The 23,522-nt window shown below is 63.0% G+C and carries 23 protein-coding genes; 14 read left to right on the top strand and 9 right to left on the bottom strand.

The features are described from left to right. Window positions 1-114: 114 nt before the first annotated feature. The 4 genes from V7650_RS06395 to V7650_RS06380 form a co-directional block, all read right to left on the bottom strand. Window positions 115-1,503 (bottom strand): mechanosensitive ion channel family protein, encoded by a 1,389-nt coding sequence (locus V7650_RS06395; protein WP_335655422.1) that lies wholly within the window; start codon window positions 1,501-1,503, stop codon window positions 115-117. Then, on the bottom strand, window positions 1,500-2,699 hold the full coding sequence (gene metC, locus V7650_RS06390; RefSeq protein ID WP_335655421.1) for a cystathionine beta-lyase: 1,200 nt from the start codon (window positions 2,697-2,699) through the stop codon (window positions 1,500-1,502). Before metC ends, V7650_RS06395 begins: the two co-directional genes overlap by 4 nt. 26 nt (window positions 2,700-2,725) lie before the next feature. Continuing rightward, window positions 2,726-3,562, bottom strand: a complete 837-nt coding sequence (sseA, locus tag V7650_RS06385; protein WP_335655420.1) for a 3-mercaptopyruvate sulfurtransferase — start codon at window positions 3,560-3,562, stop codon at window positions 2,726-2,728. A gap of 161 nt (window positions 3,563-3,723) precedes the next feature. Next, window positions 3,724-4,920 carry a hypothetical protein gene (locus V7650_RS06380; RefSeq protein ID WP_335655419.1) on the bottom strand — a complete coding sequence of 399 codons (1,197 nt, stop codon included), beginning with the start codon at window positions 4,918-4,920 and terminating at the stop codon, window positions 3,724-3,726. A gap of 111 nt (window positions 4,921-5,031) precedes the next feature. On the opposite strand from V7650_RS06380, the gene queF reads away from it, so the two are divergent. Together queF and V7650_RS06370 are read left to right on the top strand one after the other, a co-directional pair. Continuing rightward, window positions 5,032-5,502: a preQ(1) synthase gene (gene queF / locus V7650_RS06375; RefSeq protein ID WP_335655418.1), complete on the top strand. Its 471-nt coding sequence runs from the start codon at window positions 5,032-5,034 to the stop codon at window positions 5,500-5,502. A gap of 66 nt (window positions 5,503-5,568) precedes the next feature. After that, window positions 5,569-5,958, top strand: a complete 390-nt coding sequence (locus V7650_RS06370; RefSeq protein WP_335655417.1) for an acyl-CoA thioesterase — start codon at window positions 5,569-5,571, stop codon at window positions 5,956-5,958. A 343-nt stretch (window positions 5,959-6,301) separates the two neighbouring features. Here V7650_RS06370 and V7650_RS06365 read toward each other — a convergent pair whose 3' ends face one another. The 4 genes from V7650_RS06365 to hflK all read right to left on the bottom strand — a co-directional run bounded on the left by V7650_RS06365 (window position 6,302) and on the right by hflK (window position 11,788). Then, on the bottom strand, window positions 6,302-7,882 hold the full coding sequence (locus V7650_RS06365) for a helicase HerA-like domain-containing protein (protein WP_335655416.1): 1,581 nt from the start codon (window positions 7,880-7,882) through the stop codon (window positions 6,302-6,304). Between the two features lie 97 nt (window positions 7,883-7,979). After that, window positions 7,980-9,521 (bottom strand): Do family serine endopeptidase, encoded by a 1,542-nt coding sequence (locus tag V7650_RS06360; RefSeq protein WP_335655415.1) that lies wholly within the window; start codon window positions 9,519-9,521, stop codon window positions 7,980-7,982. 378 nt (window positions 9,522-9,899) lie between these two features. Next, window positions 9,900-10,751: a protease modulator HflC gene (gene hflC / locus V7650_RS06355; protein WP_335655414.1), complete on the bottom strand. Its 852-nt coding sequence runs from the start codon at window positions 10,749-10,751 to the stop codon at window positions 9,900-9,902. Beyond that, on the bottom strand, window positions 10,751-11,788 hold the full coding sequence (hflK, locus tag V7650_RS06350; protein ID WP_335655413.1) for an FtsH protease activity modulator HflK: 1,038 nt from the start codon (window positions 11,786-11,788) through the stop codon (window positions 10,751-10,753). The genes hflC and hflK overlap by 1 nt, the downstream gene beginning before the upstream one ends. A gap of 131 nt (window positions 11,789-11,919) precedes the next feature. Between hflK and V7650_RS06345 the strand changes: the two genes are divergently transcribed. From V7650_RS06345 to V7650_RS06290, 12 genes are all read left to right on the top strand, one after another. Further along, entirely contained in the window at window positions 11,920-12,882 is a 963-nt protein-coding gene (locus V7650_RS06345; RefSeq protein ID WP_335655412.1) for an Mrp/NBP35 family ATP-binding protein, read from the top strand. A 17-nt stretch (window positions 12,883-12,899) separates the two neighbouring features. Continuing rightward, complete coding sequence (locus V7650_RS06340; protein WP_335655411.1) at window positions 12,900-13,337, top strand: CoA-binding protein; 438 nt, start codon at window positions 12,900-12,902, stop codon at window positions 13,335-13,337. Continuing rightward, the gene (locus V7650_RS06335; RefSeq protein WP_335655410.1) at window positions 13,327-15,615 is read left to right on the top strand and encodes a xanthine dehydrogenase family protein molybdopterin-binding subunit; all 2,289 of its coding nucleotides are present in this window, start codon (window positions 13,327-13,329) and stop codon (window positions 15,613-15,615) included. Before V7650_RS06340 ends, V7650_RS06335 begins: the two co-directional genes overlap by 11 nt. 2 nt (window positions 15,616-15,617) lie before the next feature. Continuing rightward, complete coding sequence (gene hemH, locus V7650_RS06330; RefSeq protein WP_335655409.1) at window positions 15,618-16,625, top strand: ferrochelatase; 1,008 nt, start codon at window positions 15,618-15,620, stop codon at window positions 16,623-16,625. After that, the gene (locus V7650_RS06325; RefSeq protein ID WP_335655408.1) at window positions 16,616-16,879 is read left to right on the top strand and encodes a ribbon-helix-helix domain-containing protein; all 264 of its coding nucleotides are present in this window, start codon (window positions 16,616-16,618) and stop codon (window positions 16,877-16,879) included. Before hemH ends, V7650_RS06325 begins: the two co-directional genes overlap by 10 nt. Before the next feature lie 9 nt (window positions 16,880-16,888). Next, entirely contained in the window at window positions 16,889-17,266 is a 378-nt protein-coding gene (crcB, locus tag V7650_RS06320; RefSeq protein WP_335655407.1) for a fluoride efflux transporter CrcB, read from the top strand. A gap of 68 nt (window positions 17,267-17,334) precedes the next feature. Beyond that, entirely contained in the window at window positions 17,335-18,552 is a 1,218-nt protein-coding gene (locus tag V7650_RS06315; RefSeq protein ID WP_335655692.1) for an RluA family pseudouridine synthase, read from the top strand. Window positions 18,553-18,554: 2 nt separating this feature from the next. Next, window positions 18,555-19,190 (top strand): FMN-binding negative transcriptional regulator, encoded by a 636-nt coding sequence (locus tag V7650_RS06310; RefSeq protein ID WP_335655406.1) that lies wholly within the window; start codon window positions 18,555-18,557, stop codon window positions 19,188-19,190. Beyond that, window positions 19,187-19,843 carry an HAD-IA family hydrolase gene (locus V7650_RS06305; RefSeq protein WP_335655405.1) on the top strand — a complete coding sequence of 219 codons (657 nt, stop codon included), beginning with the start codon at window positions 19,187-19,189 and terminating at the stop codon, window positions 19,841-19,843. The genes V7650_RS06310 and V7650_RS06305 overlap by 4 nt, the downstream gene beginning before the upstream one ends. Continuing rightward, entirely contained in the window at window positions 19,840-20,142 is a 303-nt protein-coding gene (locus tag V7650_RS06300) for a hypothetical protein (RefSeq protein ID WP_335655404.1), read from the top strand. The genes V7650_RS06305 and V7650_RS06300 overlap by 4 nt, the downstream gene beginning before the upstream one ends. Next, a complete protein-coding gene (locus V7650_RS06295) occupies window positions 20,139-20,837 on the top strand; it encodes an ATP12 family chaperone protein (protein ID WP_335655403.1) in 699 nt (232 codons plus the stop codon). Before V7650_RS06300 ends, V7650_RS06295 begins: the two co-directional genes overlap by 4 nt. Before the next feature lie 55 nt (window positions 20,838-20,892). After that, window positions 20,893-22,335 carry an AMP nucleosidase gene (locus tag V7650_RS06290; protein ID WP_335655402.1) on the top strand — a complete coding sequence of 481 codons (1,443 nt, stop codon included), beginning with the start codon at window positions 20,893-20,895 and terminating at the stop codon, window positions 22,333-22,335. 217 nt (window positions 22,336-22,552) lie between these two features. On the opposite strand, the gene V7650_RS06285 is transcribed toward V7650_RS06290, so the two are convergent. Beyond that, window positions 22,553-23,515, bottom strand: coding sequence for a tetratricopeptide repeat protein (locus V7650_RS06285; protein ID WP_335655401.1), 963 nt, complete (start codon window positions 23,513-23,515; stop codon window positions 22,553-22,555). Between the last annotated feature and the right edge of the window lie 7 nt (window positions 23,516-23,522).

Here is a 23,522-nt window from a genome sequence, read left to right as displayed (position 1 = left end):
GAAATAACACGACAGAAAGGGTGACATAATTATCAGCTGTTGCACTTGCGCCACAAAGAGGTTTTTGACCGCTTAAAATTTAGGCGGATTTGCGCGCCGGTGATTAATAAAGCGTCATTTTCCGTCCGGCTCTTGCTCTACGGTCTCGCCAATCTCAAAGCTTTTGTTTTCTACGATAGCCGATTCCGTCGCTTCTCCGGACTGTGGCAATGCGGCCTCAAGTGTGGCGGTAACGCCCCGTGGCATTGATTTGATATGAATGTCGCGCTGGGGGAATGGTATTTCGATCTGGTGTTCCTTGAACAGATCCCACACCCGCTTTAATATCGCAGCCTTGAAATTGCCAACCCCGGATTGCGGATCCTTGATCCAGCAGCGAATTTCAAAGTTGACGCTATTGTCGCCAAATTCCAGCATCCACACGACCGGCTTGGGATGGCTGAGTACGCGCGGTACATCGACGCACGCCTGTTTCATAAGATCGATAGCCTGATCCATGTCGGTGTTATAGGAGACGCCGACCGGGATGCTGATCCGCACATTGGGATTGGAATAGGACCAGTTTTCCACTTCCCGAGTCATCAGATCCTCGTTCGGGATCAGATGCTCCTTGCCCTCGCGCGTCAGCACGGAGACTGCGCGGACGCCGATCTTGTTGACCCATCCGAAACTATCGCCGACCGCGATGACGTCGCCCGGCTTGATCGAACGGTCCATCAGCAGGATGATCCCGGCGAACAGATTGCCGATCGTCTTCTGCATACCGAATCCGATGGCGAGACCGAAGGCACCCGAGAAGACGGCCAAAGCCGTGAGATCAATCCCTAGCAAGTCGAGGCCAAGCACGAAGGCTCCGGCCAAGATGGCGACGGTCGCCAGTTTCTGGCCCAGCACCTTTTGTGCACCGTCCAGTTCGCTGTTGCCGATGATATAGGTCACCAGCTTCATCAGTACGCGGGCAACCGCAAGCAAGATGACAGCAGTCATCGCCACGGTAACGATCCAGAGCAGTGAAAACCGCCGTGTGCCGATGCTGAAGCCGACCCGGTCCATGGCCTCGGTGATGGGCTCGATACCGCCAACCAGCCCCGAACCGATGCTCACGAACAGGGCAAGCCCGATAGCCGTTCCGAGCCAGTCGGGCATCCGGACGCCGCGGATCAGGTCATTGGCGAACAGGCCGACCGTGATCGCTATGGTCAGTGAAAAGACGACCTGTGCGATCAGGTGCCAGGGATAGAAAGCGAGGAATATCCCGCATAAAATGAAAGTGGTGGCGCGCCGGGTCATGTCGCGGATGCGGCGACCGGCAAGCTCGCTTTCGTAGCCGGCTCTCGCCTCCCAGAGGTGGCGCAGCTTGGGGCCGATATATTTGCTGAGATACCAGCCGATCGTCAGCGCCAGCATTACCAGGCCGGCTGCAACGGCGCCTTCGATATACTGCACGTTGCGGGGCGTATCAGAAGTCAGGGACTCCAGATATTGGAATGCATTATCAATCATGACCGCGCACTGTGGTAATGTTCAAATGCTTTGGCAAGGTCCGCAATCAGGTCATCCGGATCTTCCAGACCGATATTGAGCCTTACGAGCACGCCGTCGGCGGTCCATTCGGTTGCTGTCCGATGTTTTTGCGGGTCAACCGGAAGCGCCAGGCTTTCAAAGCCGCCCCAGCTATAGCCGATGCCGAACAGCTCCAGCGCGTCGATGAACGCGGCGCGCGATTGATCATCGCCATCCTGCAGCTGGAAGGAAAACAATCCCGACGATCCCTTGAAATCGCGGGCCCAAATATGGTGACCCGGGCAATCGGGCAGGGCCGGGTGGAGGACAAGGCCCACTTCGGCCCGCTCCTTCAGCCATCGCGCAACTTGCAGAGCGCTCGTTTCATGCTGGCGCAGGCGGACATCCAGCGTTCTCAGCCCACGTGCCGCAAGATAGGCGTCATCGGGAGAGACCACCTGTCCCAGCTGCTGAGCGGTGCGTCTGAGCCGCGTCCAATATTTGGCGTGGGTGGTGACCGCGCCCATCATCACGTCACTGTGGCCGACAATATATTTGGTCGCCGCGATGATGGCGATATCAACGCCCTGTTCCAGTGCGGGAAAGAAGCGCGACGTGGCCCAGGTATTGTCGAGCAGCGTGGTAATCCCTGCAGCGCGAGCCGCCTTGCAAATAGCAGGAATGTCCTGGACCTCGAACGTCAGGCTGCCGGGACTCTCCATCAATATCGCCTTGGTTTCCGGACGGAAGAGACTGACAATGCCGTATCCGATCAGCGGGTCGTAATAGCGGGCGGTGATCCCCATCCGCTTGAGAAACGCGTCGGCGAAGCTGCGGCTCGGGTCGTAGCTGCTGTCGGTCAGCAATATTTCATCACCAGGTTGCAGGACAGCCAGCAGGGCGCAGGCAATTGCCGCCACGCCCGATGGATACAGCATGGTTCCGGCCGCGCCAGGTTCCATCTCGGTGAGCGCTTCGGCGAGCGACCATTGGGTGGGCGAGCCGCGCCGGCCGTAGAAAAACCGGCCGTCGTCATTGGATTTGAGGCCATCCCGGAGATCGGCGACCGTTTCGTAGAGATGCGTGCTTGCCCGCCAGACCGGGGGATTGACGACGGCGCCGGTCCATTTTTTCCGGCGACCGCCGGTTACGGCCTGGGTCGCGGGCTTTCTTGAACCGGAGTCCTTATCGGCCAACTATAGTTCCAGCCGCGCCTGCATGTTCAGGCGGTTTCTTTCGGTGTGTCGGCATCGGCGCCCCACTCGGCCCAGCTGCCGTCATAAAGTGCGGTCTTTTCCGCGCCGGCGAGGGCGGCGGCAAAGGACACCACGGCTGCCGTCATTCCGGAACCGCAGGTGGTGACCAGCGGTTTCGACAGATCGACGCCGGCATCTTTGAAGATGGCCTTGATCTCGTCGCTGTTTTTCCAGGTACCGTCAGCGTTGAAAAAGCTGCTATGCGGGATATTGGTTGAACCGGGAATGTGGCCGGACGCCGCGTTCCCGCGGGGGTCGGGCGTTTCACCGCTGAAACGATCGGCCGGGCGGGCGTCGACGACCTGCTCTTCCTTGCTGTGCAGGTTGGCCAGCATGTCGGCCTTGGTGCGGACGTCCTTGTCGTCCTTCCAGACCGTGAAATGCCGGTGACGCAGGGCTTCCTTGCCGGTTTCCAGAGGACGACCCTCGGCCTTCCACTTGGCAATGCCGCCGTCGAGAATGGCGACCTCATGCGCTCCGAAAATGGTCAGCATCCACCAGGCACGGGCGGCGCTCTTCAGCGGGCTGTCATCATACAGCACAACCCGGCTGCCATCGCCCAGGCCGAGCGACTGCATCCGGCTAGCAAATTTCTCAGCGGGCGGCAGCATATTGTCGATTGGATTGCTGGCATCGGTCAATTCGGCAAGATCCATGAAGACCGCGCCCGGGATATGGCCCGCTTCATATTCGGCCGCCGGATTGCGTCCCGCGTCGGGCATGAATTTGGTCGCATCGACGATACGCAGGTCCGATGCACCCAGTTCGTTGGCCAGCCAGTCGGTCGTTACCAGCAATTCCATATTTAGCTCCTCATGCCCGCAATTATTTGCACTGTTCGTCCTGCCGTTTAGCGATTCGATTTCCAGCCGTCGAGGCTATAACGCATTCCCCCGCGAATCCACCGCTTATGTGCTTTTTGTGCATGCCGAGCCGGCGGGTTCATCGATCCGCAGCCACCAAATCAGCCGATTGTCAGGGTCCGGTGACCCAGGGGTGCAAAGCTGCGAGGACCCAGATCGAGCCGCAACGGGGCCATCTTCGGGCGTGGCGGCTGGTGCTCCTTGCCGACCAGGAAGGAAGCGGTCTGCATGTGTCGGCCGCCCGAGCTGTCGGTGAATTCGATCGCAATGCGGACCAGCGGTACGAACAGCGACTGGGACTGAAAGCTGATCGGATCGATGCTGGTCAAGGGGAGGCGAAATTCTGCGGCCATCCTTTCTTCCGCACCCGTGCCGAGGACAGCGAGCTCGTGAAGCGGTGCAAGGCCCTGGCCATCCAGCGTGCGGTCGCCGCCGCCTTTCGCCTGAAGCATCGCTCCGCTGACTGCGATCTCCGTCAGGGCTTCGCCGGTGCTGTTCTGCACCGTCAGCTCGAAGCCGAGCACGGCGTTGAACAGGGTGGTGTTGGCCGAGCGGGGCAGGAACCCGACGGCGAGCGACGGGGCAGGTGGCAGCGGCTCGGCAATTTTTGGGGGTGCGGGAGCCGCCGGAGCCGGTCGCGGGGGTCTGACGCGGTTGGGCCGGGCGACCGGCGGCGCAACGGGCTGCTTCGCTGCCGTGCGCCGCGCCCGCCAGACAAGGAACCCGCCAAGCGCCGCCACGATCAGACCGGCAAGCAGCAGCAGGAGCCACGCGGAGTCATTTTCCTGCCGAGGCTCGGCAAGGGGTTGCGGGAGAGGCGAATCTTCTGCGGCCGGGGCATCCGCTGGAGGCAGACCACTCGCCGCCGGTTCCGGTTGTTGGGCAGGTATTTCCGTTTGCGTATCCGGTGTCCCCGTGGCGACCGGCTCGTCGGTGGGGACCGGACGCGGTTGCTGCATTCTTACGGGAGCGGGCGCGCTGACGCTGGCAGGCTCCGATGGCTGGCTGCCCGATGGCGCCGTGCGCTCGACGGGGCCAGGGGCAGGGGTGCTACGCCGCGGCTCGACGGACGGTGACACCGCCGGGGTTTCCGGATCGACGGGTCCCTGCACGCTGTTGTTCTCGGTCTCGCTGCCGGGGCCCGGCGGCAAGGAATAGCTCTCCACCGAAGGACGATTCGGCGGGATGGGCGCAAGATTCTCGCCCGGCGTCTGTGCCATCGCGGCCGCACCGGGGAGCAGCACCAGAAGGGCCCCGGTCAAAGCGCTGTTCAACCCGTTGCGTGCGATGATCTGCAAAACAGTCTTGTCCCCATGAATATGACCTATGAATTGCCACCAAAAGCACTGAACCGGCGATGAATGCATCCGGGTGATGACACGGGCTGCCCCGTGCAGTAGATGATCTGCATGACCGACCAACCTTCCTCTGCTCCCGCTCCCAAGTTTCTGGGCAAGACGAGCGCACTGCCCGCCTCTCCAGAGGCGGCAATCCTCGATTATGTTCCGAATCCGCGGGCAGGAGAGCTTTATCTCACCCGCTTTGCCGTGCCTGAGTTCACCTCGCTGTGCCCGGTTACCGGCCAGCCGGACTTCGCGCATCTGGTAATCGACTATGCGCCGGACCAGACGATCGTCGAATCCAAGTCGCTGAAGCTGTTCCTGGGCGCGTTTCGCAACCATGCAGCGTTCCACGAGGATTGCACGGTCGGCATCGGCCGGCGGCTGTTTGACGAAATGCGGCCGCAATGGCTGCGGATCGGTGGCTACTGGTATCCGCGCGGCGGCATTCCCATCGATATTTTCTGGCAATCGGGCGAACCGCCGGCCGGCCTGTGGGTCCCGGAACAGGGCGTGGCATCCTACCGCGGCCGCGGCTGACCGCCGCTCCGGCCGCCCTGCCGGATTTGACTTTGCAACGTCACAAACAATCCCTATCATGACCGGATGGGTCAGCAACATCAGCACAGCATTGCCATCGCACCATCCGACATCGACTTCATGGGCCATGTGAACAACGCCAACTATCTCACGTGGGTGCAGGATGCCGTGGTGGCGCACTGGCAAAGATTTGCGCCTTCGGAAGCCGTTGCCGACCATCTGTGGGTCGCGATCAAGCACGAGATCACCTATCGCAAGCCGGCTTTCCTTGAGGATGACGTGATCGCGGAGGTTCTGCTCGAGAAGGTGCATGGCGCCCGGGCTTTCTACAGCACGATCATCAAGCGGGGCGAAGAGGTGCTTGCCGAGGTGCAGTCGAGCTGGTGCTGCATCGACGCCGACACGCTGCGCCCCACCCGTCTCGCGAAAGATATCGTCGCGCGGTTTTTCGGCTAGCAGTCGTTTCCCGAATCTGGCGTCCCAAAATTTTTGCACGCGCGGAGGTTGAGTCCCGCCCTCGCGGCGGACCATTCGGCTTTACACTGTTGCGTGTTTTTAATTTCCGTGACTTTCGCCTGTAACCCTTGATTTTCCGGCCTTTGTTGGATGCCGGAAGCGCGCCGAGTGTGACCTTTCGCCGATACCTGTTGCCGAGCAGATGAAGCGAGCGGAACAGCGCACCATTCTTATACAGATTGTCAAAGAGCCTGTCCTGAGCCTGCCACAGGAGGGCCGCAGGTATAACCGATCAGGCAGGGTGTAGGAAAGCACTATCCATCGCCAGCGGCCCGGACTGGCGCTATCGCATCAGGCCGCCAATCAGGTTGCGGACGAACCGGCCGGCAACGGGACCGGCAAGATCGGTCACCACCGACCCGACCGCGGAGGTTACCCCTGACTGCACCGGATTGGCCCGGGATTTCTTGCCCAGCATCGCCGTCGCGGCCATGCCGGCAGCGGATCCGGCCGCGACCTTGGCCCCGCGGCTGAAGGCCTTTTCCCAGATGCTCTTGCTCTTGCGGGGTTGTTTGGCAACTTCGTCCTTGCCCAATTCTTCGACCTGCTGCGCGGTGGCGGTTGCGTCGATCACCTTCTGCGCCAATATTTCCGCGGCGCTGTGCCGGTCGACAGCGGTTTCATATTTGGCTTCATAGGGCGAGATCGAATTGATGATCGCGCGTTCCTTCGGCGTCACCGGGCCGAGACGCGAGCGGGGCGGCTTGATCATCGTCCGCTGGACGATCGACGGCGCGCCGTCCTCGAGCAGGGTGGAGACCAGCGCTTCGCCGACACGCAATTCGGTAATCGCTTGCTCGACATCCAGGTCGGGATTGATCCGGAAGGTGTCGGCGGCGGCCTTGATCGCCTTCTTGTCGCGCGGCGTGAAGGCGCGCAGCGCATGCTGGACCCGGTTGCCCAGCTGGCCGGCAACCTCCTGGGGAATGTCGATCGGGTTCTGGGTGATGAAATAGACCCCGACGCCCTTTGACCGGATCAGCCGCACGACCTGTTCGATCTTGTCCTCCAGCGCCTTGGGCGCGTCGTCGAACAGCAGATGGGCCTCGTCGAAAAAGAAGACCAGTTTCGGCTTGGCCGGATCGCCGACTTCCGGCAGCGTCTCGAACAGTTCGGCGAGCAGCCAGAGCAGGAACGTCGCGTAAAGCTTGGGGCTGCGCATCAGCTGGTCGGCAGCGAGAATGTTGATATAGCCGCGGCCCTGATCGTCGCACTTGATGAAATCGTCAATCTCGAGCGCCGGTTCGCCAAAAAACTGGCCGGCACCCTGGCTGTCGAGCTGCAGCAGCTGGCGCTGGATCGTGCCGACGCTGGCCTTGGTGACATTGCCATATTTGGCGGACAGCTCCTTGGCATTGTCTGCCGTATGCGCCAGCATCGATTGCAGATCGTCGAGGTTGAGCAGCAGCAGACCCTGTTCGTCCGCATAGCGGAACACGATATTGAGCACCCCTTCCTGGGTCTCGTTCAGGTCCATCAGGCGGGCCAGCAGCAGCGGCCCCATCTCGCTGATCGTGGTGCGGATCGGGTGGCCCTGCTTGCCGTACAGATCCCAGAATATCGCCGGATTGTCGGAATAGGCATAGTCGTCCATGCCCAGTTCCCTGGCCCGCTCCTCGAGCTTGGCGGCATGCTTGAACTGCGGCGATCCCGCCATCGAGATTCCGGCAAGGTCGCCTTTGACATCGGCGACAAAGACCGGAACGCCCTCGGCGGAAAAGCTCTCCGCCAGTCCCTGCAGCGTCACCGTCTTGCCGGTGCCGGTCGCCCCTGCGATCAGTCCGTGCCGGTTGGCCCGGGAGAGACTGAGGCTCTGCCGTTCGCCGCCGCCCAGGCCCAGGAATATGTCTGTCGCTTCGGTCACCGGCGAATCTCCCCATTCATTTGTCCGCGAAGCTTGACGCAAAAAAAAGGCCAGCGTCAAGCGCCGGCCCTTTTCTGTTACATCTGTTTAAAGGCGTTTAGCTGTCCTGCAGCCGTACCGCGACAAATTGCGGATCGCGTGCACCGCGCTTGACCTGCAGCAATACCGCGCCGCGTTCCGAGCGTTTCGCGCTGTTGATCGCGCTGTCCAGTTCGGCCGCGGTGTTGACCGGTTGCCGGTTGACGCTGACGATCAGGAAGCCGCGCCGGATTCCCTTCTGTGCGGCATCGCTGTTGGGATTGACCGTCGAGACGACCACGCCCTTCTGCGTCGAGGACACACCGATCTGGCGAGCGATGGCCGGTGTAAGGTCGACCACCGAGAGGCCCAGGGCATCGGCAGTTGCCTGCGCGCTTGCGCCGCTGTCATCTTCGCCCATCGCGTTTTCTTCCGCATCGGGATCGAAGGTGCTGCCGGCCAGTTCTTCTTCCGAAGGCCGTTTACCGAGCTTGGCATTGACCTTCATCGTCTTGCCGTTGCGCACGAGTTCGATCGGCACGTCGGTGCCGATCGGCAGATTGGCCACCAGATAGGACAGGGTCTGGTCCGGGGTGATCGCCTTGCCGTTGACCTTGGTGATCACGTCACCCGCCTGGATGCCCGCCTTCTGGGCGGCTTCGCCGGGCTCGACCCGCTGGACGAATTCGCCGCGGTTCTTTTCCAGCCCGAGCGAGTCGGCCATGTCTTCGGAAAGCGCGCTGATCTGGACACCGAGATATCCGCGCTCGATGGTCTGGCCCTTTTTCAGCGTTTCGACGATCGGCGCAGCAACCTCGGCGGGAATGGCAAAGCCGATCCCGACATTGCCGCCCGTGGGCGAGATGATCGCATTGTTGATGCCGATGACATTGCCCTGAAGGTCAAACATCGGGCCGCCGCTGTTGCCGCGGTTGATCGAGGCGTCGGTCTGCAGGAAGCGGTCATAGGCGCCGCCCTGACCGGTGTTGCGGTGAATGGCGGACAGGATGCCGGTGGTTACGGTGCCGCCGAGACCAAAGGGGTTGCCGATGGCAATCACCCAGTCGCCGACGCGGGCAGACGTGCTGTCGCCAAACTTGACGAAGGGCAGGGGCTTGCTCGCCTTGATCTTGAGCACGGCAATATCCGACGCCGCATCGCGACCGACCAGTTCGGCCTCATATTCGGTCCGGTCCGGCATGATCACGGTGATCGATTCGATCGTCGCGTTGCGATTGCCGGGTGCAACAACATGATTGTTGGTGACGACATAGCCGTCGGCCGAAACGATGAAGCCCGATCCGAGCGACTGTGCCTCGCGGGTCTGCTCGTTGCCGCCGCCGCCAGGGGGTGTGCCGAACAGGCCGTCAAAGGGTGTGCCGGCAAAAGGATTGGCGGTGCTCACACGAACGCGCTGGGTGGTGGAAATGTTGACCACGGCGGGCTGCAGTTGTTCGGTCAGGTCGGCGAAGCTCATCGGCGCGCCGGCGCGCGGTGCGAGGTTGCGCATCACCGCGCTGTCATTGGCAGCGGTCTGGGCACCGGCCGGACCGATTCCGGCCAGGGTTCCGGCACTACCGGCCAAAAGCAAAGCAGCTGAAATTCCGTAAGCGTAACGCACTATCATTTTCCTCTCAAATTCATGGCGGAACAAATAGTATATCTCCCGCCAGGTCCGTTCAAATTCCCCAAAATACTGGCGCAATTTTTATGAACGGATATTGAATATCAGCATATCCATTCATCGATCCCAGTCGCGGATCTGCGGGAGATTCCCGATGCCAGTATATTTGGGAGCCGCGAAGGCGTTTCGCAAGCCGCAAATCGGGATCTGGCCGAAAAAAATCGCCGTTGTGCAGAAAAGATCACATTTGTAGTCGACTGCAGCGCGGCGCGTGTTTCGACAGGGCCAATGCCGCGGGCGAGCCCAATGGTCCGGCGGCAGGGCAGCGCGCGGCGCGCGGCATCAGCCAGCGCGCCGTTCGGGGTGCTATCCGTCCTAATTGCCCCGGAACTGGCGCAGATATTCATTGTCCGGCGAAAGCACGAAGGAGCTTTGCGGATCATCCGGACCACCGCCCTGGAAGGTCGTTTCATAGCTCTTCATGGCGCGGTAGAAATCATAGAAATCGGCGTCCTTGCCGAAGCTTTCAGCATAGGTGCGCGCGGCGCTGGCATCGGCTTCGGCGCGGATGATCTGGGCCTGCTTGGCGCCCTGGGCGCGGATCGTCCGCGCTTCCTGGTCACGCGCGGTCCGCATGCGCTGATAGGCGCTGTCGAGCGGCGTGCCGTCGGGAAGGTCGGCGCGCTTGATCCGCACGTCGACAATCTCCGCACCATATTGCCGGGCAACCCGGTTGAGGCCGGCCTGGATATTGTCCATCACCTGGCCGCGCTCGGGGCTGAGCAGCGCGGCAAACGGGCGCTTGCCGAGTTCGTTTCTGAGAGCGGAACCCAGGATCGGGCGCAGTTCGTCCGACACGCGCTCCTCGCTGCCGGCGGCGATATACATGCGCAGCGGATCGGTGATCCGGAAGCGCGCAAAGGCGTCAACCTGAAGCCGCAGCTGGTCGGTGGAGAGCACCTGCTGCTGCTCCATCTCGACATCGCGGATGCGCTTGTCGATCCAGACGACCTGCTCGATGAACGGGATCTTCCAGAGCAGTCCCGCCCCGGTCTTGCCGAACGGAACATCGGTCTGGTAGCGGTTGATGATCCGCACCGGCTCGCCGAAGCGGACCACGACACCTTGCCGCGTTTCGGGCACGATGATCAGGGTGTTCAACAGCGTGAACAGCAGCGCGATGACGATGATGCCCAGCGCAACGGGATTTTGCATGATCCGTCCCATTATTGGCCCTCCACGGTTGTGATCGGTGGTTGCTGGGCGCGCTTCTTGATTTCCGGCAGGGCCAGATACGGGGTCACACCCCTCGGTTCGACGATGGTCTTGTCGACCTTGGACAAGACGCGTTCCATCGTCTCATAATACATGCGCTGGCGGGTTACGCGCGGGGCCAAGCGATATTCTTCGTAGACCTTGTCAAAGGCGGCCGATTCACCCTGCGCCTGTGCGGTCAGCTGCTGCGCATAGGCGCGGGCCTCGTTGAGATAGGTCTGCGCGGTCTGCTGCGCGGCCGACACTTCCTTGAAGGCATCGTTGACCGCGGCCGGCGGATCGGCCTTCTTGATGGCGATGCCGCGGATGACCACGCCGGCGCCGTAGCCGTCCAGCAGCTGCTGCATGTTGCGCTCCACGGTTTGCTCGATCTCGGATCGCTCGGAGCCGATCGTGTCGTCCAGCGTGAAATTGGCGACGGCCGCGCGCATCGCGGCTTCGGCGACTTCCTTGATCGTTTCTTCCGGATCGGCGATCTGGAACAGGAACAGTTCCGGTGCCTTGATGTTCCAGCGCACCGAATAAGCGAGGTCGACGATATTCTGGTCGCCGGTCAGGATCAGCTTTTCGGATTCTCCCTCGGGGATATCGATCGTGCGGATTTCCTCGACGTCGAGCTTGGTGACCTGCTCCAGCGGTGTCGGCAGCGAGAAGTGCAGGCCGGGCTGCAGCGTCCGGGAATAGGAGCCGAGCAAGGTCACGACGCCGCGCTCCTGCGGGCTGACGCGGTGGATACTGGTCAGCAGCACCCACAGCACGATAAAGCCGATTGCGACCAGTGGCCACCAGGAGCGGCCGCCGGGACGTTTGGGAATGCCGCCGCGGAAACCGCCGCCGGTGCCCTTCTTGAACAATTCCTCGAGCGAGCTTGCGCCCCTGCGTCCGCCGCCGGAAGGCCCGCCGGGCGGATTTCCCCAAGGGTTGCGCGGGCCGCCACCGCTGCCGCCATCATCCCCGTTGTTGCCGTTATTGCCCCAGGGACCGGCCATATTCGAAATTGCGCCCAAAATTGATCTGCGACGCGCTCCGCCGTCAATATTTTTATCCATCGTTTCTTTATAGGTAGCGCGCCGCCAGAAAAACAGTGTCAATCCGAGAAAAGTGCAACTATGTCCATCCGATGACCGATATTCCATCCATCGAAACAGCGCTGGCCGCTGTTGCCGCAGGCCGTTTCAGTGCCGTCAAATTTGCAGAGGGTCGCGTCACCCTGGTGCTCAATGTAGCCCGTCTCGACGTCCGCGAGCGCGGCCAGATCGAGATCGCGGTGAAAGGCAAATTGCTGGCGCTGGACGGGGTCGAGAAGGTTGACATGGCGATGACCGCGGAGAAGGTCGAGCGGCGGCTGATCGCCGTGGCCAGCGGCAAGGGCGGGGTCGGCAAGTCGACGCTGTCCGCCAATCTGGCGATTGCCCTGCAGCGGATGGGCCGCAAGGTCGGCATGGTCGACGCCGACATATACGGCCCGTCGCAGCCCAGGCTGCTGCACTGCGAGGGCCAGCGGCCGGAAGCGGAGGGCAAGCAGCTGATCCCGGTGCCGAACGACTATGACGTACCGGTGCTGTCGATGGGGCATCTGGCCAAGCCGGGGCAGGCGATCGCCTGGCGCGGACCGATGGCGGGCAAGGCGCTCGACCAGCTGATCGACGCGCACTGGGGCGATGTGGCGGAACTGATCGTCGACATGCCGCCCGGCACCGGCGATGTGCAATTGTCGATGATGCAGAACCACAAGCCGGTCGGCGCGGTGATCGTTTCGACGCCGCAGGACCTCGCGCTGATGGACGCCACAAGGGCGGTGGACCTGTTCAACCAGGCCAAGATCCCGATCATCGGCATGGTCGAGAATATGGCCGGCTACCAGTGCCCGCACTGCGGCGAGCTCAGCGATCCCTTTGGCGCCGGTGGCGCGGAAGCGGCGGCGAAGACCATGGGCATGCCGTTCCTGGGAAGAATTCCGCTGGACATCGAAATTCGCAAGTCCAGCGATGGCGGCACGCCGCCGGCCTTTTCCGACGGGGTGCAGGGGCAGGCGTTCCGTGATATTGCCAAAAAGCTCGCGACATGGTTGGATAATCAATAGCCGGAAGGGAAAGTCTCATGCTGCTGGAAAGCGATCAGGACATAGCCGCCTTGCTGATGTCGACCCGGCGAATCGCCCTGGTCGGCGCATCGGCCAAGCCCGAGCGCGCGAGCAACCGCATTTTCGCCTTTCTGCTGGACCAGGGCTATGATGTGGTGCCGGTCAACCCGGCGCTCGCCGGCCAGTCGCTGCACGGCGTGACCGTCGTGGAATCGCTGGCGGACATCGAGGGCGAAATCGACATGGTCGACATTTTCCGCAACAGCGCCGCCGCCGGAGAGGTGGTCGAGGAGGCGATCGCGGTGGGCGCCAAGTCGGTCTGGATGCAGCTGGGCGTGATCAACGCGGCTGCGGCGCAGCGGGCGAGCGAGGCCGGGCTCAAGGTGGTCATGGACCGGTGCCCGAAAATCGAGATTCCGCGGCTGGGCCTGCCAAAGCAACCCCATGGCGGCTGAATCGGGCACCCCGCAGACGGAGGATCCATCACCGGGACTGAATCGCCGCAAATTCCTCATCGGAAGCGGTGCCCTGGGCGGGCTGGTGGTGGCCTGGGCGCTGTGGCCGCGCAGCTTTGAACCGAATGTCGCGGCGGCCGAGAATGAAGAGATTTTCGGGGCCTATCTGAAAATATCCGAAGCGGGGCAGGTGACGGTGATCGTGCCGCAAAGCGAGATGGGGCAGGGCGTCTATACGGTGCTGCCGCAAATCCTGGCCGACGAGCTGGGCGCCGACTGGCGCACGGTGGCGGTTGAACCGGCGCCGATCAACCCGCTGTACGGCAACCGGCTGCTGGCCGAGCAATGGGCGGGATCGATGATGCCGGTCGGCACCGAAAAGCTGGCCGACAATGCCCCGGCGCAATGGATCGCGCAGAATGTCGCGGTGCGCGAACCGTTCATGGTGACCGCCGATTCGACCTCGATACCGGCGTTCGCGGACTCCTTCCGGGAAGCCGGTGCGGCGGCGCGCATCCTGCTGACCAAGGCCGCGGCCGCGCGATGGGATGTTGCCTGGGAAGCCTGTACGGTGGAAAATGGCATGGTCGCCAACGGAGCAAAAACCCTGCGCTTCGGCGAGCTGGTTCGCGATGCGGTGGGCCAGAGCCTGCCGGACCCGGTGCCGCTCCGGCCCGCCGGTGCGGGGAATCTGATCGGACAGGATCTGCCGCGGCTCGACCTGCCCAGCAAGCTCGACGGCTCGGCCAATTTTGCCGGCGATGTGCGGCTGCCCGACATGGTGTTTGCCGCAATCCGGCAGGGTCCGATTGGCGAGACCCGGCTGAAATCCTTCAACCGCGCCGGCGCCCGCAAGATCACCGGCTTCATCGACGTGGTCCAGGGCGGCGAATGGATTGCCGCGGTCGCGACCAACTGGTGGGCCGCCAACCGCGCGCTCGACGCGATGAGCCCGATTTTCGAAACCAACGGATTTCTGGCCGACAGCGAGAAGATCGACACGGCGCTGCGCGAGGCGCTGGACGAGGGGCCGGGCGTCCGGTTCCTGTCACGCGGCGACACGGCTGGCGTGTTCGACAAGGACAACAGCTTTCGCGCCCGCTACGGCGCCGAGGCTGCGGTCCACGCGCCGATCGAAACACGCACCGCTGCCGCCGATTTCAAGGATGGCGGCCTGGAATTGTGGATGGCCACCCAGGCACCGGTGGCGGCGGTCCGAGAAGCGGCCCGCATGCTTGGCATCAGCCGCGAGCGGGTCACGCTCTACCCGATGCTGAGCGGCGGCTCGTTCGATCGCAATCTCGACAACGAGATCGCCGGCCAGGCGGCGCTGATCGCCAGGGAGATCGGGCGACCGGTTCAGCTCGTCTGGTCGCGGGCCGAAGACCTGATGCACGATCACTACCGCGCGCCCAGCCGGGCCCGGCTCGATGCCGCGATGGGCAAGGCCGGCCGGGTGTCGGCCCTGCAGGTCAAGATCGCCGCCCCGCCGTCGGCGCGCGAACAGATGTTGCGGCTGTTTGACGGTGTCGACAATGTCACGGCGTTGCGATCGACCATCGGCGAGGCCGATGCCAAGGCCGTGGCGGGGCTCGAAGTGCCCTATGATATTCCCAATGTGACCGTCGATCATCATAGCGCCTTTGTCGGAGTGCCGACCGGCAACTGGCGCAGCAATGCCCATAGCAGCAATGTCTTCTACCTCGAATCGTTCATCGATGAACTGGCCGCGAAAGCGGGAATCGAGCCGCTGTCCTTCCGCATGCAGATGATGAACAACCAGCCGCGGCTGGCGCGCTGCCTCACCGGAGTCGCGGCGATGGCGGGCTGGGACGGCGGCCTTGACGGCAGCGGCCAAGGCCTTGCCTGTCACAGCATGCGCGGCGGTCATATCGCCGTCATTGCCAGCGCCAGCCGCGGGGGCAGCGGCCTGGAGGTGCGCCGGATTTCGGCGACCGTCGATATCGGCCGGATCATCCATCCCGACATTGCGCGGCAGCAGATCGAGGGCGGTATTGTCTTCGGGCTGGCGATGGCGCTGGGCAGCGCAACCGGCTTTCAGGACGGTTTGCCGACGGCGAGGCGCATGCGGGACCTGTCACTGCCCCGGCTGGCAGAAATCCCGCCGATCCAGATCGAATTCATCAGAAGCGAGGAAGAGCCGGTGGGCTATGAAGAACTTGGTGTGCCGGCGGTGGCCCCTGCGATTGCCAACGCCCTGTTCTCGGCCACGCGGGTCCGGCTGCGGCAATTGCCGTTGTTTGGGGAAGTGTCGTGAGCATGCGTGAAACTGGACCATTGCCCCAAGATCATCCGCCGGTGGTGGCGAAGAAGATCGGCCTGTTGCTGGTCAATCTGGGCACGCCGGATGCGCCGGACAAGCAATCCGTCAAACGCTATCTGAAGGAGTTTCTGTCGGACAAGCGCGTGGTCGAGATCCCTTCGATCATCTGGCAGCCGATCCTGCGCGGCGTGATATTGAACACCCGGCCGGCCAAATCTGCGGAAGCCTATAGCCTGGTCTGGACCGAAGACGGGTCGCCGCTCGCCTTCCATACGCGCAGGCAGGCCGAAAAGCTGGCTGGCAGGCTGGATGGCGTGATCGTCGACTGGGCGATGCGCTATGGCAATCCCAGCATCGGCGACCGGCTGGCGGGCATGAAGGCGGCCGGCTGCGATCGTATCCTGATAGCGCCGCTCTACCCGCAATATAGCGGGGCGACCACGGCGAGCGTGCATGATGCGCTGTTCGACGCGATTGCCGCGATGCGATGGCAACCGGCGATCCGGTTGCTCCCCGCCTATCATGATGATCCGGCCTATATCGAGGCGCTGGCGATCAGTTTGGAACGGGATATCGCCGCGCTCGATTTCGAGCCGGATGCGGTTGTCGCGAGTTTCCACGGCATGCCGCAGCGGACGCTGGAAATGGGCGATCCCTATCATTGCCATTGCCAGAAAACCGCCCGCCTGCTGTCGGAGCGGCTGGGCCGGGAACTGGTCGTGGCCTTTCAATCGCGCTTCGGCCGGGCGAAGTGGCTTGGGCCGCCGACCGACGAAGTGCTGGAATCGCTGCCAGGGCAAGGGAAGAAGAAGATCGCAATCTTCGCGCCCGGCTTTTCCAGCGATTGTCTGGAGACCTGCGAGGAACTGGCGATCCGGGGCAAGGAGCAGTTTGAAGCGGGCGGCGGCGAGAAATTTGCCTATCTGCCCTGCCTCAACGACAGCGAACCCAGCATCGACATGCTCGAACGGCTGATGCGGCGGGAACTGGCCGGATGGATCTAGGAACGGCCGAGCTTTTCCATCCGCCGGTCAAGCGCAGCATCACGATTGCGGGGCACCAGACCTCGATTTCGCTCGAGCCCTTGTTCTGGGATTTGCTGAAGGCAGCGGCCGACCAGCGGGAGCTGCCGCTCAACGCCCTGGTCGCGCGGATCGACGTCGAACGCATCGCCGCAGCGCCTGCGCCCGGCCTCGCAACGGCCATCCGCTTGTGGCTCGCCAATGATCTGCTTGGAAAAAGCGCGCAAGCCGACTAAGGGACGCGCATGAACGCGACCCTTCTTGTCATGGCAGGCGGTGCCCTTGGTGCTGCCGGTCGCTATCATCTGGGCCGGCTGATTTTTCATCTCGGTGGCATCGGCTTCCCTTACGGGACGTTGGTGGCCAATGTCAGTGGCGGGTTTCTGATGGGCATATTGACAGGCGTGCTGGCTCGCAGCAATTTTGTCGACGAGCCGTGGCGGCTGCTGCTGGGCGTGGGTCTGCTTGGCGGTTTTACAACCTTTTCGACCTTTAGTTTGGAAGTTCTCAATATGATAGAGCGAAGCGAATGGGGCACCGCGATCGGATATGCAATGCTCTCCGTCGTCGGTGCGGTGCTGGCGCTTTTCGCTGGCATGATGACGGTCAGGGCGCTGGCATGAGCGGCTTTGACCCCACGGCCGAAAGCGGCTCCGAAGAGGAAAAGCCGCAGGGTTCGACCAAGGAACAGATGCAGGCGCTGAAGACGCTCGACGTGCGGCAGTTCACGATTTCTGCCGATGACGAGGATATCCGTGTCGATCGCTGGTTCAAGCGGCATATGGAAGATGTGCCGTTCAACATCGTTTCGCGCTGGGCGCGGACCGGCCAGTTGCGGGTCGACGGCAAGCGCGTTGCGCCCGGTGACCGGCTGCAGTCCGGACAGATATTGCGGGTGCCGCCGCAGGAAATCGAACGGCCGGGCCGTGTTGCCAAGGTCAAGTCCGACCTGTCGCAGGATCAGATCGATTTTGCCCGCGAACTGGTCATCCACAAGGACAAGGCGGCGCTGGTGGTCAACAAGCCGCCCGGCCTTGCGACGCAAGGGGGCAGCAAGACCACGACCCATCTCGACGGCCTGCTCGATGCATTGACCTTTGACGCCAAGTCGCGGCCCAAGCTGGTTCACCGGCTCGACAAGGATACCAGCGGCGTCATCCTGCTGGCCCGATCGCCGGGCGCGGCCTCCTTCTTCTCCAAGCGCTTTTCCGGCCGGGATGTGCGCAAGGTCTACTGGGCGATCGTGATGGGCGTGCCGGAGATCGCCGATGGGGTGATCGACCTGCCCTTGTCCAAGCAGCCGGGATCCGGCGGCGAGAAAATGCATGTCGACGAGGAAAACGGCCAGTCCGCCAAGTCGCGCTACCGGATCATCGAACGGGCCGGCAACCGCGCCTGCTGGGTCGAACTGCAGCCGCATACCGGTCGCACCCACCAGTTACGCGTGCATATGGCGGCGATCGGCCATCCTATCGTTGGCGACGGCAAATATGGCGGCAAGGACGCGTTCCTGACCGGTACGATCAGCCGCAAGATGCACCTGCACGCGCGACGGCTGCGGATCGAGCATCCCGATGGTCACAACCTGGATGTCACGGCCGACCTTCCGACCCATTTCGCCGAGACGATCGACAATCTCGGGCTGGACATGATCCTGGGTGACCTGCCGCTGGACGAGAAGAAGCCGGCCGGCAAAATGGTGCGCAAGCAGCAGGCCAAGGCGCATGCCAAGATGATCCGCAAGGACAAGCGCGGCGAACGGCGCGGGCGCGGCGAGATTGATGGCAAGCCGGTGAAGGCGGGCAAGCCGACCAAGCGCGAACGCCCCAATGCCGGCAAGGCGACGCACAAGAAAAACATGCCGCACAAGGCGAAGGTCAAGCAGGCGCTGCGCAAGAAGCCGAAATAAGCATGCATCCCGATCCCGCTTTTCGATGGCCCAAATCCGCCAATGATCACCAGGATGCCGACGAGAGGGCCGCGCTCGAAGCGATGATTGCCGAAATCGGCTTCGGGATGGTGTTTGCCGAAACGCCGGACGGGCCGCGCGTTGCCCATGTGCCCGTTTTTTCAACCGGCGATGGCGCGCTGCAATTTCATCTGTCGCGCGGCAATGCGCTGACCCGGCACCTCAGCGAGAAAAAGGCGCTGTGCGTGATCAACGGTCCCGACGCCTATATCAGTCCCGACTGGTATGGCCTCGATGATCAGGTGCCGACCTGGAACTATCTCGCGCTGGAGCTGGAAGGCAAGGTCCGGCAGATGGATCGGGAAGGGCTGGTCGCGTTGCTCGACGATCTGAGCGCGCAGAATGAAGCGAAGCTTGCCCCCAAGGCAGCCTGGCATCGCGACAAGATGGATGCCGACAAGTTCGACCGCATGGTCGGTGCGATTGTCGGGTTCGAGATGGAAATCCTGGCGTGGCGTCCCACGGCCAAGCTCGGCCAGAACAAGCCTGCCGATGCGCGTCTGCGCGCCGCCGCAGCCCTGGATGCCACTGGCCGGCGGGCGATGGCGCATCTGATGCAGGAGTTTGGAAAAACATGACCAACAAGCTCGCCCTGTTCGACTGCGACGGCACGATGGTCGACAGCCAGGCCAATATCTGCACGTCGATGGACCAGGCCTTCCGAAGCCACGGCCTGGTGCCGCCCGATCATCATCTGGTGCGGCGGATTGTCGGGCTCAGCCTGATCGAGGCGGTGACCCAGCTGCTGCCGGAAGGTGACGAGGCCACGGTTGCGGCGGTCACGCAGTCCTACAAGGACGGTTTCTTCGAACTGCGCCAGGCGGGCGGCGTCCACGAACCGCTTTACGACGGTCTGCTCGAGTTGCTGGAGGCGCTGGCCGACTCCGGCTGGGTGCTTGGCGTGGCCACTGGCAAATCCGACCGCGGCCTGAACCATGTGCTGGAAACGCACGGTCTTTCCGACAAGTTTGTGACGCTGCAGACCGCTGACCGCCACCCGTCGAAGCCGCATCCGGCGATGGTCGAGCTGGCGATGGCGGAAGCCGGCGCGTTGCCGGAAACCACCGCGATGATCGGCGATACCAGCTTTGACATGGCCATGGCGGTCAATGCACGGGTGCGGGCGGTCGGGGTGGACTGGGGCTATCATGACGAGCAGGAACTGATCGAGGCGGGAGCCGAGATTGTCGCGGCCAACATGGCCGAACTGAATGGAATATTGAACCGATGAGCGAACCGATTGCAGACCAGGATGACTATATCCCCGATCCGGTAAAGGAGCAGCAGGCCAAGGCGGTGCATTTCGCCGTCAGCATCGTCCGTCTGCTCGGGGTCGCGCTGGTGATGCTGGGGCTGGCGATCGCGCTCGACCGCCTGTCACCGGTTCCGTCGCCGGTCGGTTATGTGCTGATCGCGCTCGGGCTGGTTCAGATGTGGGCGGTCCCGGTCTGGATCATCCGCAAATATATCCAGGCCCGGGTGGCGGAAGAAGCCATCGCCAGGGCGGCCGGGGAAAAGGACGCCGCGTGAAGCGATTCTACAAGGACGTATCGGTGCTGCTGCAGGGCGACGCCTTTGCCATCACCCTCGACGGCCGACCGGTGAAGACGCCGCAGCGCAATCCGCTGGCGGTGCCGACGCTGGCGCTTGCCGAAGCGCTGGCGGAAGAATGGGCGGCACAAGGCGAGGATATCGTGCCCGCCTCGATGCCGCTGACCGCACTGGCCCAGGGCGCCTGCGACCAGGTCGCCAGAGAACGCGAGCGGATCGTGTCCCGGATCGCTGCCTTTGCCGACAGCGACATGCTCTATTATCGCGCGGACGAGGGTCAGCAGGCTCTGGTTGATCATCAGGCGGGCCAGTGGGACCCGCTGCTCGACTGGGCCCGGCAACGCTATGATGTCAGTTTCAACCTGATCCATGGCATCCGCTACGAGGCGCAGCCGGCGGAAACGATCGAGCGGCTGGCTGCCGCGGTCGAGGCGCAGGATGATTTTGCGGTGGCGACGATGCTGTCGCTGGTCGGCCTGTCCGGATCGCTGATCGCGACGCTGGCGCTGGTCGAGGGAGTGCAGGAAAGCGCGATGCTCTGGCCGCTGGTCAATCTCGAGGAGCTCTGGCAGGAACAGATATGGGGCCGCGACGACCAGGCGGTCGCCGCACGCGGGATCAAGCAGGCCGAGTTCGAGGCCGCGGCCCGCTTTCTGGACCTGTCCCGTCGTTAGTTTTTCCCTTTGTCAGTATTTTCCGGTACAGGACTGAAACTGTAACGGAGACTCCATGACAACCCAATCGACAATTTGCGACACCCCCGCCCAAGCGGTGGCGTTGCTGGAAAAACTCTACGCCGAACAAATCGAAATCACGGCAGCCCGCTTTCGCCGCTATGCGACATCCAAGCTGGCCAGCGATGACCGGCAGCAGGGCCTGTATCCGCAGATCAGCGTCCAGATCCCGGCCGACCAGGCGACCGAGACCAGCCATCTGGCGTCCGGTCATCTGGCCGACATCAACACCTATTGCACGACGATCACCGAGCCGAAGCTGTACCGCAAATATCTGCTCGACCAGCTGCAGCGGATCGCCAGCACCTTCACCGCGAAGATCCGGGTCGAGCTGTCGGACACGCCGATTCCGCTGGCCTTTGCGCTGGAAGACGCGGGTGCCGGCCTCGACCGGGCGAAGAAGGAAAAGCTGCCCAATTATTTCCACACGCCCAATCTGGTCAAGACCAACGATGAGATCGTCGACGGCGGCCAGATCTTCCAGGGCGAGGAAGCCTCGGCGCTGGCCCTGTTCACCGCCGAGCGGGTCGACTATTCGCTGCACCGGATCCGCCATTATTGCGCCACCGATCCGGAGCATTTCCAGCCGTTCATCCTGTTCACCAACTATCAGCGCTATGTCGACGAATTCGTCGAATATGGCTTGAAGGAGGTGACCGCGGGCAAGGCGAAGATGCTGGTCGAGCCGGGCAACCGGATCACCGGCCATGACGGCAAGCCCTCTGCGCCGCCGATCGCCAAGCCGCCGCAGATGCCCGCTTATCACCTGGTCCGCAGCGACGGCCGGCCCGGCGTCACCCTGGTCAATATCGGCGTCGGTCCGAGCAACGCCAAGACGATCACCGACCATCTGGCGGTGCTGCGCCCGCATGTCTGGCTGATGATCGGCCATTGCGGGGCGCTGCGCCGGACCCAGCGGCTCGGCGACTATGTGCTCGCCCACGCCTATCTGCGCGACGACAATGTGCTCGACGACGTGCTGCCGCCGAGCATCCCGCTGCCGACGATCGCCGAGGTGCAGCTGGCGCTGACCCAGGCGGTGCAGGAAGAGACCGGGATCGACAAGTCCAAGCTCAAGCAGCAGCTGCGCACCGGCACCGTGGTCACCACCGGCGACCGCAACTGGGAATTGCGCTTCGAACAGATTGCCCGGCGGCTGAACCAGGCTCGTGCGATTGCCATCGACATGGAATCGGCGACGGTCGCCGCCAACGGCTATCGCTATCGGGTGCCCTACGGGACTCTGCTCTGCGCCTCCGACAAGCCGCTGCACGGCGAGATCAAGCTGCCGGGCATGGCCGATGCCTTCTACCAGGAACGGGTCGGCCAGCATCTGGCGATCGGCCTGCGGGCGATCGAGCTACTGGCGAAAGAGGCCGAGGCAGGGACGCTGCATAGCCGGAAGCTCAGGAGCTTTGGCGAGCCGTTGTTTCGGTAGGGGACCTGTGATGGTCGGCGCTGTGGTTGCCAATACTGAAGGTCGTCATTGCGAGGAGCGGAGCGACGCGGCAATCCAGAGCGTCTTGTCGCCATCGTCGGTGCTTGCCGCTCTGGATTGCTTCGCTGCGCTCGCAATGACGTTCATACTGCTGGTCAATCAAGCATAGCATGTCCGCGGATCTGGCAGTTGCGGTCGGGTCCAGAAGTCCAAAACATCACCCCCCAACGCCCAGCGCCGCCGCCGCCTCCCTGATCCGTTTTGCTTCCGCACCATCATTGCGGAACGCCTTCAGCCCGCGGTCCAGTGCCTGCTTCGCCTGCACCGTCTGGCCCAGTTGCATGCGGCTGCGGATCAGCATGATCCAGCCGTTGGCGTCTTGCGGATTGGCCTGCAGGCGCTTGTCGAGGCCGTCGACCATGTTGGCGATCATCGCTTCCTGCTGGCCGGCGGGAAGGGCGGCGGCCGCTTTCATCTCCTGGCTGCTCGGGCCGGGGATGGCGGCGGTGGCGACGGACGGGCCGTCGGTGGTGATGCCGCCGGTCGGCGCAGCGGGGGCGATCCGGGCCAGCCGCGCCTTGACGTCGATGCCTTCGTTTTCCGCAACCTGCCCGATCACCCGGCGGATATCTGCGGCATAGGGTGCGTCGGCAGGCGTGTCGGCGAGCAGCGCGAACCAGTCGTCGATCGCGCCCCTGTGATCGCCGGCAATATCCTTTTGCACCGCCAGAAAATAACGGGCCCGCGGGTCGGCCGCGTCATATTTGAGCGCGTTGCGGAACGCGGTTGCGGCATCGGGCGGCACCTGCTGGCCGTCGCTGGCCATGACCAGCGCTTCGCCGAGCATCGACCAATATTCCGCATTGTCGGGATCAAGCGTGGTCGCCCGCTTCATCGCGGTGGCCGACTCGGCGAACTTGCCGGTCTCGAAATAGCTCCACCCCAGCATGCGCCAGCTTTCCGCATCGTCGGGATTGTCCTGCAGCTTCTTCTCCAGCCCCGCGATGACCTCTTCGACGCTGGGCGCCGCGTCGCCTTCCGCGGCAGCGATCGGTGCCTCGGTGCCGCTGTCGGCAGTGAGGCTGCGATAGACCTGCACCGCGACCGCCGCGAGCGCCAGCAAGGCCGCGCCGATCAGGGCGATGCGGCTGATATTCATCGAAGAAGCGGATTTCGCCATGGTCATT

The organism is Parasphingorhabdus sp., assembly GCF_036964565.1.
In the GTDB taxonomy this organism is placed as follows: domain Bacteria; phylum Pseudomonadota; class Alphaproteobacteria; order Sphingomonadales; family Sphingomonadaceae; genus Parasphingorhabdus.
This window is presented reverse-complemented; position numbering and strand designations above follow the sequence as displayed.

Excerpts from the sequence above, each read along its gene's own strand:
- V7650_RS06315 (WP_335655692.1), top strand. The coding sequence starts at position 17,335 with ATGCAGGCGCTGAAGACGCTCGACGTGCGGCAGTTCACGATTTCTGCC.
- V7650_RS06395 (WP_335655422.1), bottom strand. The coding sequence starts at position 1,503 with ATGATTGATAATGCATTCCAATATCTGGAGTCCCTGACTTCTGATACG.
- V7650_RS06340 (WP_335655411.1), top strand. The coding sequence starts at position 12,900 with ATGCTGCTGGAAAGCGATCAGGACATAGCCGCCTTGCTGATGTCGACC.
- V7650_RS06290 (WP_335655402.1), top strand. The coding sequence starts at position 20,893 with ATGACAACCCAATCGACAATTTGCGACACCCCCGCCCAAGCGGTGGCG.
- V7650_RS06370 (WP_335655417.1), top strand. The coding sequence starts at position 5,569 with ATGGGTCAGCAACATCAGCACAGCATTGCCATCGCACCATCCGACATC.
- V7650_RS06345 (WP_335655412.1), top strand. The coding sequence starts at position 11,920 with ATGACCGATATTCCATCCATCGAAACAGCGCTGGCCGCTGTTGCCGCA.
- crcB (WP_335655407.1), top strand. The coding sequence starts at position 16,889 with ATGAACGCGACCCTTCTTGTCATGGCAGGCGGTGCCCTTGGTGCTGCC.
- V7650_RS06285 (WP_335655401.1), bottom strand. The coding sequence starts at position 23,515 with ATGGCGAAATCCGCTTCTTCGATGAATATCAGCCGCATCGCCCTGATC.
- hemH (WP_335655409.1), top strand. The coding sequence starts at position 15,618 with ATGCGTGAAACTGGACCATTGCCCCAAGATCATCCGCCGGTGGTGGCG.
- sseA (WP_335655420.1), bottom strand. The coding sequence starts at position 3,562 with ATGGAATTGCTGGTAACGACCGACTGGCTGGCCAACGAACTGGGTGCA.
- queF (WP_335655418.1), top strand. The coding sequence starts at position 5,032 with ATGACCGACCAACCTTCCTCTGCTCCCGCTCCCAAGTTTCTGGGCAAG.
- hflC (WP_335655414.1), bottom strand. The coding sequence starts at position 10,751 with ATGGGACGGATCATGCAAAATCCCGTTGCGCTGGGCATCATCGTCATC.
- V7650_RS06310 (WP_335655406.1), top strand. The coding sequence starts at position 18,555 with ATGCATCCCGATCCCGCTTTTCGATGGCCCAAATCCGCCAATGATCAC.
- hflK (WP_335655413.1), bottom strand. The coding sequence starts at position 11,788 with ATGGCCGGTCCCTGGGGCAATAACGGCAACAACGGGGATGATGGCGGC.
- V7650_RS06300 (WP_335655404.1), top strand. The coding sequence starts at position 19,840 with ATGAGCGAACCGATTGCAGACCAGGATGACTATATCCCCGATCCGGTA.
- V7650_RS06325 (WP_335655408.1), top strand. The coding sequence starts at position 16,616 with ATGGATCTAGGAACGGCCGAGCTTTTCCATCCGCCGGTCAAGCGCAGC.
- V7650_RS06335 (WP_335655410.1), top strand. The coding sequence starts at position 13,327 with ATGGCGGCTGAATCGGGCACCCCGCAGACGGAGGATCCATCACCGGGA.
- V7650_RS06305 (WP_335655405.1), top strand. The coding sequence starts at position 19,187 with ATGACCAACAAGCTCGCCCTGTTCGACTGCGACGGCACGATGGTCGAC.